12 protein-coding genes are annotated in these 10,037 nt (G+C 73.9%); 3 read left to right on the forward strand and 9 right to left on the reverse strand.

Going from position 1 to position 10,037, the window contains the following annotated elements; genetic code table 11:
* The first annotated feature begins 73 nt into the window (after positions 1–73).
* Positions 74–736: an ATP-dependent endonuclease gene (locus SSNG_RS01215; RefSeq protein ID WP_042802711.1), complete on the forward strand. Its 663-nt coding sequence runs from the start codon at positions 74–76 to the stop codon at positions 734–736.
* A 45-nt stretch (positions 737–781) separates the two neighbouring features.
* Here the strand turns inward: SSNG_RS01215 and SSNG_RS01220 are convergent, their stop codons facing one another.
* A complete protein-coding gene (locus SSNG_RS01220; protein ID WP_007261956.1) occupies positions 782–1,378 on the reverse strand; it encodes a TetR/AcrR family transcriptional regulator in 597 nt (198 codons plus the stop codon).
* Positions 1,379–1,472: 94 nt separating this feature from the next.
* Here SSNG_RS01220 and SSNG_RS01225 point away from each other — a divergent pair, with 94 nt between their 5' ends.
* Entirely contained in the window at positions 1,473–2,261 is a 789-nt protein-coding gene (locus SSNG_RS01225) for an SDR family oxidoreductase (RefSeq protein ID WP_007261957.1), read from the forward strand.
* A gap of 82 nt (positions 2,262–2,343) precedes the next feature.
* Here SSNG_RS01225 and SSNG_RS01230 read toward each other — a convergent pair whose 3' ends face one another.
* The 3 genes from SSNG_RS01230 to SSNG_RS01240 all read right to left on the reverse strand — a co-directional run bounded on the left by SSNG_RS01230 (position 2,344) and on the right by SSNG_RS01240 (position 3,668).
* Positions 2,344–2,799 carry a transglycosylase SLT domain-containing protein gene (locus tag SSNG_RS01230; protein WP_007261922.1) on the reverse strand — a complete coding sequence of 152 codons (456 nt, stop codon included), beginning with the start codon at positions 2,797–2,799 and terminating at the stop codon, positions 2,344–2,346.
* 340 nt (positions 2,800–3,139) lie between these two features.
* A complete protein-coding gene (locus SSNG_RS01235; RefSeq protein WP_007261958.1) occupies positions 3,140–3,403 on the reverse strand; it encodes a hypothetical protein in 264 nt (87 codons plus the stop codon).
* Positions 3,390–3,668, reverse strand: coding sequence for a DUF6400 family protein (locus SSNG_RS01240; RefSeq protein WP_042800367.1), 279 nt, complete (start codon positions 3,666–3,668; stop codon positions 3,390–3,392). The genes SSNG_RS01235 and SSNG_RS01240 overlap by 14 nt, the downstream gene beginning before the upstream one ends.
* A 413-nt stretch (positions 3,669–4,081) precedes the next feature.
* Between SSNG_RS01240 and SSNG_RS01245 the strand changes: the two genes are divergently transcribed.
* Complete coding sequence (locus SSNG_RS01245; protein WP_241694964.1) at positions 4,082–5,332, forward strand: glycosyltransferase; 1,251 nt, start codon at positions 4,082–4,084, stop codon at positions 5,330–5,332.
* A gap of 18 nt (positions 5,333–5,350) precedes the next feature.
* Here SSNG_RS01245 and SSNG_RS01250 read toward each other — a convergent pair whose 3' ends face one another.
* The 5 genes from SSNG_RS01250 to SSNG_RS01270 form a co-directional block, all read right to left on the reverse strand.
* Positions 5,351–6,097 carry a hypothetical protein gene (locus SSNG_RS01250; RefSeq protein WP_129593270.1) on the reverse strand — a complete coding sequence of 249 codons (747 nt, stop codon included), beginning with the start codon at positions 6,095–6,097 and terminating at the stop codon, positions 5,351–5,353.
* Positions 6,098–6,171: 74 nt separating this feature from the next.
* Complete coding sequence (locus SSNG_RS01255; protein WP_007261962.1) at positions 6,172–6,774, reverse strand: ATP/GTP-binding protein; 603 nt, start codon at positions 6,772–6,774, stop codon at positions 6,172–6,174.
* Positions 6,761–7,132 carry a DUF742 domain-containing protein gene (locus tag SSNG_RS01260; protein WP_042800368.1) on the reverse strand — a complete coding sequence of 124 codons (372 nt, stop codon included), beginning with the start codon at positions 7,130–7,132 and terminating at the stop codon, positions 6,761–6,763. The genes SSNG_RS01255 and SSNG_RS01260 overlap by 14 nt, the downstream gene beginning before the upstream one ends.
* Positions 7,132–7,536: a roadblock/LC7 domain-containing protein gene (locus SSNG_RS01265; protein ID WP_007261964.1), complete on the reverse strand. Its 405-nt coding sequence runs from the start codon at positions 7,534–7,536 to the stop codon at positions 7,132–7,134. Before SSNG_RS01265 ends, SSNG_RS01260 begins: the two co-directional genes overlap by 1 nt.
* Positions 7,533–9,899, reverse strand: coding sequence for a sensor histidine kinase (locus SSNG_RS01270; RefSeq protein WP_128636820.1), 2,367 nt, complete (start codon positions 9,897–9,899; stop codon positions 7,533–7,535). The genes SSNG_RS01265 and SSNG_RS01270 overlap by 4 nt, the downstream gene beginning before the upstream one ends.
* Positions 9,900–10,037 lie beyond the last annotated feature (138 nt).

Consider the following 10,037-nt stretch of genomic DNA (forward strand, 5'->3'; position numbering starts at 1 on the left):
CAACGGTCGGAAGGCCCCCGTGGCCGGGGAAAACGGGTGTCCACCCCGGCCCCGGGTGCAGCACAATCACCGCATGGCTGACATGGGACTGTTCCGGAACGCGGTCGCCGACTGGACGGCGGCAGGCGCCGACGGGCCGGCCGGGCAGCCGGCCGCGGAACTGGCCGCAGAACTGGCCGCGGAACTGGGTGTCGCGTCGGTGGTGCTGGTCGAGGGGCCCAGCGACCTCGCCGCCGTCGAGACCCTGGCAGCACGCCTGGACCGGGACCTGCCCGCCGAGGGCGTCTGCGTCGTCTCCATGGGCGGAGCGATGAACGTCGGCCGCTACGCCCGGCTCCTGGGCCCGGCCGGACTGGGACTGCGCCTCACCGGGCTGTGCGACGAGCGGGAGCAGCCCTACTTCGACCGCGGCTTCCAGCGGGCCGGGGCTCCCCGCCACGAGGTCTTCGTCTGCGTGGAGGACCTGGAGGAGGAGCTCATCCGCGCGCTGGGCATACGGCGGGTGGAAGGGGTCATCGAGGCCGAGGGCGACCTCGTCCCCTGGCAGACCTTCGTCCGCCAGCCCGCGCAACGCGGCCGCGACCCGCACCACCGCATGCGGCGCTTCCTCGGCACCAAGAAGGGCCGCAAGATCCGCTACGGGCACCTCCTCGCCCAGGCCCTCGACCTCGCTCTCCTCCCCGCGCCCCTCGACGCGCTGCTCACCGCCCTGGACCCGGCCCGCGCCGGACGCTGAGCGGCGGGGGCCGGCGCGTCCGGGCCTTCACCGGCCGGGCGGCCTTCACCCGCCGGGACGGGCCAGGCCGGTCAGGAGTACGTCCAGGGCGAGGTCGGTCGCCTCCGGCAGCGGGGTGTCGTCGAGGAGGGAGCCGAGGGCCAGCGTCGCCAGGCCGTGGACGGTGGAGAAGGCGACCTGGGCGAGGCGGGCCGGGTCGCCCTCGCGGACGAACCCTTCCGCCTGGGCCCGCGCGATGAGTCCGGCGGTGGTGTCGAGGCTGTGGTGCCCGAGCTCCCTGAGTTCGGCGCTGGAGTCGTCGGCGCGCTTGGCGCTGAACATCAGGTTCAGCAGGGGCGCGTGGGTGACGGCGAAGTCGACGTACGCCCGCCCCAGGGCGGCCAGACGGTCCGGCACCGGCCCGGGTGCTTCGGCGGCGGCACGCAGGCGGGTGTTCAGCCGGGTGAAGCCGCTGACGGCCAGGGCGTCCAGCAGGGCCTGCCGGTCGCGGAAGTGGCGGGAGGGCGCGGCATGGCTCACTCCGAGGTCGCGCGCCAGGGCCCGGAGGGACAGGCCCTCCACGCCCGATTCGGTGAGGACCGTCTCCGCGCGCTCCAGCAGGGCGGTCCGGAGGTTGCCGTGGTGGTAGGGCCCCTCGGTCAAGGCGGGCTCCCCTCTCCTGATGTTGTCATTGACTACAATGATGTCGCCGCCTACATTCATGTGCGTCCAACACGTGGAAACGGAGCAGCCGACGATGCCTATGACATACCAGGGGACCGTCACCCTGATCACCGGGGCGAGCGCCGGGCTCGGCGTCGAGTTCGCCCGCCAGTGGGCCGCGCGCGGAGCCGACCTCGTACTCGTCGCCCGCCGCCTCGACCGGCTCGAAGAACTGGCGGCGGAACTGGAGAAGCGCCACGGCGTCACCGCCCACGCGATCGCCGCGGACCTCGCCCGGCCGGGAGCCGCGGCCGCGCTGCGCGCGGAGCTCGACGCCCGCGGGATCACGGTGCACTCCCTCATCAACAACGCCGGTTTCGGCAGCCACGGCCCGTTCGTCCGCCAGGACGTGGCCCAGGTCAACGAGATGATCCAGCTGAACGTGACGGCCGTCGCCGAGCTCACCCGGGCGTTCCTGCCCGATCTCGTGTCCGACGGCCGGGGTGCGCTGGTGAACGTGGCGAGCGCGGCGGCCTACCAGCCGACCCCCGCGATGGCGGTCTACGGCGCGAGCAAGGCCTTCGTGCTGAACTTCACCGAGGCCGTCGGTTACGAGACCCGGAACTCTCCCCTGCGGGTGCTCGCCGTGTCGCCGGGTCCGGTCAGCACCGAGTTCTTCGACGTCGTCGGCAGCCGGGACGCGGCCGTCGGCCGGATGGCGACGCCCGAGCAGGTGGTGACCGCGACCCGACGCGCCCTGGAGCGCGCCAAGACCCCGCCCAGCATCGTGGCCGGCCTCGCCAACCGCGTCTCCGCGGCAGCCGTCGCGCTGACGCCCCGGCGCCTCACGCTGGCGGTGTCGGGACGGATCCTGAAGGCCTGACGCCTCCGGCCGCCACGCACGCACGGGAACGCCCGGCCGAGGGTGTCGGCCGGGCGTTCCCGGGGTGTCTGCTGCCGCTGGTCTAGTACCAGTGGTTGGCCTGCCAGAAGTTCCAGGCCCCGACCGGGCTGCCGTAGCGCTCGTTCATGTAGTCCAGGCCCCACTTGATCTGGGTGGCCGGGTTGGTCTTCCAGTCCGAGCCCGCGGAGGACATCTTCGACGCGGGCAGCGCCTGGACCAGGCCATAAGCGCCGGAGGAGGAGTTCGTGGCGGTGTAGTCCCAGCCGCTCTCGTGCGTGACGATCTTGTCGAAGGCGGCGAACTGGGCCGGGTCCTTGATCATCTGCTGGGCGATCGCCTTGGCACCCGTCGGAGCGGCCTGCGCCGGGACGGTGGCGAGCATGGAACCCGCAACACCCAGGGCGAGGACGGTACCGGCGAGGGTCTTCTTCGAAGCGGCGATGCGGCGGATGACGGCGTTGGACACGGAGAAAACCTTCCGACGGGAACAAGGACGGTCGCCGCATGCCGAAGACATGCGTGAACCACTCACACGGGTGGGAGGGGATCTACCGGCGGGGGGCGGTACGCCCCGGCCGCCTCGGCGACAACACCAGTTAGCCAGCCCCCCGCCGCCCTGGCAACGCCCCCCACCTACTAACCCCCCTCGCAGACCCCGACCAACGACCCGCACCGGAGGCCCTGCGGCGCCGGACCGGCCGGGCTACTACCCCGGGCCGGATGTGACGTGGGTCCTGTGGGCCGCCTCACCGGCCGAGGGCCCCAATGTCACCCTGCGTGGCCGTTCAGCGCCTTTGCGGTGGGTGTCCCCCGTCACTTCCGGCCCCCGAATCGAAGGCGATTCGACCCCGACGCGCCTACGACGAGAGGCGCGGCAGGCCGCTGGTCACTCGGCTCCACAGCGAACGCGTGGCACCGAAGCCGCTCTCGTGCGTCCAGACGTGGGTGCAGCCGGGGCACTGGAGGTGCAGGAGGCTGCCCTTGTTGGAGAGCAGGTAGCGCCAGTGGCGGGAGCAGGCGCGGCGCTCCCCGCACGGCTCGCAGTCCCGGGTGTCCTCGCAGCCCGGGCACGGCACCCAGGCCCGGCGCCCGATCTCGGCCTGCGGGTCAAGCGGCAGCACGGCCGCCCCCGCGCAGGGGCAGCACGCCGGCCGCCACCAGGGCGTCGTACGTGCGCTGCTGTTCGGCGTCGAGGCCGGAGTAGAGCAGGTCGTACGCCTCCTCCTCGCCCCGCAGCACCTCGACCGGATCCCAGTCGGGGCCGAGCGCGGCCATCACCTGGGCGCGCCGGAGCATCTCCTGGGAGGTGAGGTCGACGGCGAAGTCGACCAGGTCGGCGGCGTCGTCGTCGGGGCCGGCGGGGGGTGTGGAGCGGTGCGTGGACATGAGCAGAACTTAGGTATGCCTTCCCTCACGGGTCAAGGGAGGGTGGGCGGAGTCACATCCCACCCTCCACGGGATGATCCACACATATCCCATCGACCGTCAGGGGGCCGCCGAGGGGCTTGCCCGCCCGGTGCGGTCAGCTGCGCTGGAAGACCACCTCGGGGTCGGCTGCCGTGGGCCCGTCCAGGCGCGGTGCGGGCAGGCCCTTGAGGTGCCGGTCGAAGAAGTCGCCGGTGTAGGCGCGGGTGATCCGCTGCGAACGGTCCCCCGAGAGGGGGGTCTCCGGGTGCGGGGCGCCCGCCGCGTCGGCGAGGACGGGCCAGTCCGCCGGTCAACCGGGTGCCCGGAGGTCTTCCGTGCCGCCCCGCGCGGACGCACGGCGTGGACGCGGTCCGGACGCCACACTGACGGGCATGAGGATCGCCGTCATGACAGCGGGGTCGCGCGGGGACGTCGCGCCGTACACGGGGCTGGGGGCCGGCCTGGCCCGGGCCGGACACGAGGTCACCCTGGTGACCCATGAGGTGTTCGCACCACTGGTGGCCGGGTCGGGGGTGCGGTTCGCCGCCCTCCCCGGGGATCCGAGGGCCGAGTTGCACTCGCCGCGCGGGCGCGGGCTGCACCGGAGCCGGAACGGGGCGGCGAAGCTGCTGCGGGCCGTCGCGCTGGCGCGGCGCATCGCGCCGGAGATGACGCACCCGCTGGTCCGTGCCGCGCGCGACGCGGACGTCGTACTGGCCGGCGGGACGGTCGCGCCGCTGGCGTACGCCATCGCCGAGGGCCTCTCCCGGCCCAGCATGGGCCTCTTCCTGCAACCCCTGCACGGCACCCGCGAGTTCCCGCCGCCGATGCTCGGCACCCGCTCCGCGGGCCCGCTGGGCAACCGGCTCGGCGGGCAGGCCGTCGTCACGGCCGTCGACCACGTCTTCACCCGGGCCGCGCGGGCCCTGGCCGCCGAGCACGGCCTGCCCGCCGGCCGTCTGTCCACCGCCCGCCGCGCCCGCGAGCGGCGGGGCTGGCCCGTGTGGCACGGCTTCAGCGAGCTGGTGGTCCCCCGCCCGCGCGACTGGCGTCCGGGGCTGGAGGTCTCCGGGTACTGGTGGCCCCACGACAGCGCAGGCAGCCGGCTCCCGCCGGAGCTGGAGGACTTCCTCGCGGCCGGCCCCGCCCCGGTCTACGTGGGCCTGGGCAGCGCCACCGCACCCGACCCCGGGCGGGTCAGCGCCGACGTCGTCGCCGCGCTGCGCGCCGCCGGCCTGCGGGGCGTGGTCCAGCAGGGGTGGGCCGGCCTGTCCGCCGCCCAGGACGACGTGATCACCATCGGCGAGGTGCCGCACTCCCTGCTGTTCCCCCGCATGGCCGCGGTCGTCCACCACGCCGGCGCGGGCACCACCGGCGCGGCCCTGCGCGCGGGCGTTCCCTGCGTCCCCGTGCCCGTGCAGTTCGACGCCCACTTCTGGGCCGCCCGCCTCGTGGAGCTGGGCACCGCCCCCGGCGTACTGCCCCTGCGCCGGCTCGGCCCGGCCGCCCTCGGCTCCGCTCTGCGGGAGGCCGTGGGCAACCCCTCCTACCGGGAGCGGGCCCGGTACCTCGCCGGCCGGCTGGCCGCGGAGGACGGCGTCGCTCCCGTGGCCGCCGCGCTCGAACGGCTGGCGCGGGCCTGACGGGTGCCCCTCAGCCCCTCAGCCGCGCGGCTGCTGCTGCCAGGGCTGCGGGTACTGGCCCGGCTGTTGGTACTGCCCCGGGTGCTGGTGCGGGCCGGGCTGCTGCTGGTACTGGCCCGGCTGCTGCTGGTACGGCGCCGGCTGCTGGTACTGCCCGGGCTGCTGGTACGCGGCCTGGGCCGGACGGGCGCCGCGCAGCAGTGCGTCGAAGCGCGCGTACAGGTCGTGGGCCGTGTCCGGCGTCGGCGCGTACGCGGTCACGGATCCGTCGGTGAGGCGGACCGTGACCACGCTGCCGCCGCGGGGGTCGGGCTGGTGCCAGACCCCGGAGAGGGCCGTGGCGGGGACCCAGTCCCCTTCGGTTTCGGGGCCGCCGCTCCCCCAACGACGGCGCAGGGCCCGCCGGTAGCCCGGAATCAGCAGCAGGGGGAAGCTCACCACGACGAACAGGAAGAGGAAGATGCTCGCGAGCACCCCGCTGGTCCAGTGCAGCAGCGCGATGATCGCCCCGTAGCAGACCGAGACGATCGCCACCATCAGGCAGGCCGTCACCGCGGCCTCCGGTGCCCCGTTCTTCTTGAGCAGGCTGTAGAGGCCTGTCGACGCCAGCATCACCAGCAGGGTGACGCACCCGGCCCCCTCGCCGAAGAGCTTCTCGCCGAGGGAGTCGTCGCCCCCCTCCTTCTTGGCGGCGTAGCCGTGGTCATGGAACTGGACGGAGACGCGCCCGCCCGGCGTGGCGGTCACGCCATTGATCGTGTACATGGTGATCACGCTAGCGCCGCCGCCCGTCCGCCCGGGGACCGCCCCCGGCCGGACGCCCCGTCCGGCTTCCGGCGTCAGACGCCGGCGGGTGCTCCGGCCCGGGCGATGACCACGTCCAGCAGGGCCAGCAGGGCGCCGCGGGCGTCCGTACGGGAGCGGGCGTCCAGCAGCAGGACGGGGGTGGCCGGGTCACGCAGGTGCAGCGCGGCGGCGATCTCCTCGGCGGTGTAGGCCTGTTCGCCGTGGAAGCAGTTGGCGCCGACGACGAACGGCAGGCCCCGGCTCTCGAAGAAGTCGATCGCGGGGAAGCCGCGGTCCAGGCGCCGGGTGTCGACGAGCACGAGCGCGCCCAGGGCCCCGTTCAGCAGGTCGTCCCACATGAACCAGAACCGCTCCTGGCCGGGCGTGCCGAACAGGTAGAGGACGACCCCGGCGTCGGCGAGGGTGATCCGGCCGAAGTCCATCGCGACGGTGGTCAGGTTCTTGGACTCGATGCCGTCGAGGTCGTCGACGCCGACGCCCGCGCTGGTGAGGCGTTCCTCCGTGCGCAGCGGCTCGATCTCGGAGACCGCCTCGACCAGGGTCGTCTTGCCGACTCCGAACCCGCCGGCGATGAGGATCTTGACGGGGGACGCCGCCCGGGCGGTGGAATCGTCGGAGGTGTCATATCCGGGCAAGGTTGTCCCTGATTTTCATGAGCAGGTGGACGTTGGTGGTCTCGGCGCCTTCCAGGGGCGGCCGGTGGTGGATCAGTCCGCGGTCGGCGAGTTCGCCCAGCAGGAGCGTCATCGGGGTGAGGCGCATGTGCATGCGGGCGGCGATCTCGGCGACCGCCAGCCCGCCCGGCCGGGCGCACAGGGCGAGGACGGTCCGCCATTCGGTGGCCAGACCGGTGTGGGCGCCGTCGGCGACGGCCGCCGCCTCGATGGTGGTGTCCATGGTGAGGACGGTCTGCGGGGCGGCGGCCGTACGGCCGTCGGTCAGCGCGTACAGCCGTGTCCGGCGGGGGCTTCGGCGCGGCGGCTGGTCGGGCATTACGGGGTCGGCGGGGTGGTGCGCTCGGGGGTTCCCAGCCATTCGCCGAGCGCCTGGGCGGTGCGTACGGCTTCGCCGCCCAGTTCTCCGAGGCGCGCCTTGCGGGAGGTCACGACGATGAGCGTGCTGCCTTCCCCGCAGCCGACGACGCAGAGGTAGCGGTCGTCCATCTCCACGAGCTGGCGGATGACCCGGCCGCCGTCGATCTCCCGGGAAATCGCCTTCATGGTGGCGGCGATGCCGGAGGAGGCGGCGGCGATGCGCTCCGCCTGGTCCCGCTCCAGCAGGTAGGCGCTGAGCTTGATCCCGTCGTTGGACAGGAGCACGGCTCCCTGGATGCCGGCGATCCTGCTCAGGTTGTTGTCCAGGATGCCGTAGATCATGTCGCTGGCTGTCGTTGTCATGGCTGGTCCGCTCCGAGCTCTGCTTCCACTTTCTTGGTCCCCTCTTCGTAGTCGGCCCAGGCGTCGGCCACCTCTTCGGGTGTCTCCGGGTCCCGGCCGGCGGCCGGCTCCGGGGCGCGCGGGCCCCGGAGCTGCTGGGTGAGGTGGGTCTGCGGGACGCGCTCGGGCAGGGCCGGCCGCGCGCCGGGTCCGGGCGCGGCGGTGACCGCGGCGGCTGCGGTGCGCTGCGGCCGGGCGGCCGCGAGGGCGGTGGCCGCCGGGGCGGCGGGCGCGGGTGCGGATACGGGCCCGGACTCAGCCTCGGGTACGGGCTCGGCCTCGGGCTCCGGTACGGGTGTGCGTACGGCGGCGGGGCGCGGGCTCCGCTCGGGCAGCGGCCTCGGCTCCGCCGGTCGCGGCGCCGGGGGCTTCGCCTCGGCCGGGAGCAGCAGGGCGCCCGGCAGGATGACCACGGCGGCGGTGCCCCCGTACACCGAGCGGCGCAGCGTGACGCGGGCCGCGAGCTGGTCGGCCAGGTGCCCCACGACGAAGAGGCCGAGCCGGTGCGCGTTCTCGGCGAGGACGGAGAACGGCGGCGCCGAGTGCAGGCGTTCGTTCATGGTCTCGTAGCCGGCGGCCGATACGCGCGGCCCGCGGTCCTCGATCTCGACCGAGAGGCCGTCGGCGACGAGTTCGGCGCGGACGACGACCTTCGACCGGGGCGGCGAGAACCGGGTGGCGTTGTCCAGCAGTTCCGCCAGGAGGTGGCTGATCTGGCTGATCACGTGCGGCCGTACGCTGGCCTCGTCCAGTGCCTGCCGTTCGATGCGCCGGAAGTCCTCGACCTCGGCGGCGGCCTCGCGCAGCAGGTCGGCGACGCGCATGGGTTCGGTGTGCGGGTCCGGGATCTCGCCGCCGGCGAGGATGAGCAGGTTCTCGATCTGGCGCCGCATCCCCACCGTCAGCTGGTCGGACCGCATCAACTGGGCCAGGAGCGCCTCGTCGTGGCCGAAGGTGTCCTGGAGGTCCTCGGTCAGGCCGAGCTGGCGGCTGACGAGGTTCCCGGTGCGCGAGGCGATGCCGGAGGCGAAGAGGCCGAAGCCGTGCCGCTCGGCCGCGAGTTGCCGGTGGCCGTCGACGGACACGGCGACGACGCGGGCGAAGGCGTCGGCGATCTGCCCGACCTCGTCCTCGCGTCCGTGCACGGCCGGCAGTGCCCCGGTGTCGACGGGCTCGCCGCGCTGGAGCCGGGCCACCACCTCGGGCAGGGTCTCCTCGGCGATGGCGACCGTACGGGTGTGCAGGCGGCTGAGGCGGCGCAGCACCGACCGCGTGGTGAGGACGACGACCGCGGTGACCAGCAACAGGGTGCCGCCGCTCGCCCCGACCAGCCAGTAGACCTCGCTCTGGAGCCCGGCGGCCTTCGCGTCGGCGTGCGCGAGCACGTTCTTGGCCCGGGCCGTGGTGAGTTCGGCCAGCCGGGGCGCGAAGCCGTGGTGCGCGGCGGGCCAGTCGTCGACGTCGGCGGGCAGTTTCACGCCGGTCGCGGTGTCCTTGTGGTTGGCGATGACCGCGTTCTCGACGCGGAGCTTGGTCTGCCAGGCGTCCGAGCCGGTGAGCTTGTCGTACGAGGCCAGCTCGGCCGGCGGCAGGTACGGCACGATCCAGGTGTCGTACAGGTAGCGGTGGGTGCCGACGGCGTCGATGAACTGGGAGAAGCCGGTGGCCGCCAGTTCGCGGGAGGGGCCGGCGAGCGTGAGGGCCGTGTCCTCGCGGGCGACCATCTCGGAGGCGGAGAAGAGGGCCACGGCGGGCCTGCTCTCCTGGGCGAGCTCGGCGTCCTCGGCGTGGCTGAATTCATCCTGGTAAGCACGGATGATGTCGTCGATCACGCCGGTGTAGTAGCCGATGGCCTGGTCCGCGCTGCCGCTGTGCGCGTCCACGCGCTTGCGGTAGGAAGCGAGCAGGTCGAGCCGTCCGCTCAGGGCGGCGAGGCGCTCCTCGCCCTGCCCGGAACGCCCCGAGGTGCCCCTGTCGCTGTCGGCGATCTCGCGGAACTCCGCCGCGGCGCGGTCCGTCGCGGCCCGCCGCTCGCGCAGGGCTTCGTCGGCGACGGAGGATCCCGCCCACCGCGCGGCCGTCACCGCCCGCTCGGCCTGCAGCTCCGTCATCAGCGCGACCAGCGGTACGCCGATCCGTTCGCCGGCCTCCACCTCGGCGCGCAGGTGCTCCGACTGGGCCAGCAACCGCTGGGCGGTCACGGTGACCTGGGCCCCCATCGCCACGGTCGGGACGACGGCCAGGCAGACCAGCATGGTCCGCAGGCGCACGGTGCGGCGGCGCCGGGCCGGGGGCGGCGGGGTTGGCGGTCCTTCGGGGGCCATCACAGACATCGGTCCTCGGGAGCGGCGGAGGCGGGGGCCTGGACGAGGGCAGGGGGGAACTGCCGACACGGCCCTGCGGGGTGGGGATGCCGATCATATCCAGCCAATCTGATATGCGGAGACCTTACTTCCAGGCTC

This window comes from Streptomyces sp. C, from assembly GCF_000158895.1.
GTDB lineage: Bacteria > Actinomycetota > Actinomycetes > Streptomycetales > Streptomycetaceae > Streptomyces > Streptomyces racemochromogenes.

Coding starts and splice junctions, on each gene's coding strand:
- SSNG_RS01215 (WP_042802711.1), top strand. CDS start 74: ATGGCTGACATGGGACTGTTCCGGAACGCGGTCGCCGACTGGACGGCG.
- SSNG_RS01225 (WP_007261957.1), top strand. CDS start 1,473: ATGCCTATGACATACCAGGGGACCGTCACCCTGATCACCGGGGCGAGC.
- SSNG_RS01230 (WP_007261922.1), bottom strand. CDS start 2,799: ATGTCTTCGGCATGCGGCGACCGTCCTTGTTCCCGTCGGAAGGTTTTC.
- SSNG_RS01240 (WP_042800367.1), bottom strand. CDS start 3,668: ATGTCCACGCACCGCTCCACACCCCCCGCCGGCCCCGACGACGACGCC.
- SSNG_RS01245 (WP_241694964.1), top strand. CDS start 4,082: ATGAGGATCGCCGTCATGACAGCGGGGTCGCGCGGGGACGTCGCGCCG.
- SSNG_RS01250 (WP_129593270.1), bottom strand. CDS start 6,097: ATGTACACGATCAATGGCGTGACCGCCACGCCGGGCGGGCGCGTCTCC.
- SSNG_RS01260 (WP_042800368.1), bottom strand. CDS start 7,132: ATGCCCGACCAGCCGCCGCGCCGAAGCCCCCGCCGGACACGGCTGTAC.
- SSNG_RS01265 (WP_007261964.1), bottom strand. CDS start 7,536: ATGACAACGACAGCCAGCGACATGATCTACGGCATCCTGGACAACAAC.
- SSNG_RS01270 (WP_128636820.1), bottom strand. CDS start 9,899: ATGGCCCCCGAAGGACCGCCAACCCCGCCGCCCCCGGCCCGGCGCCGC.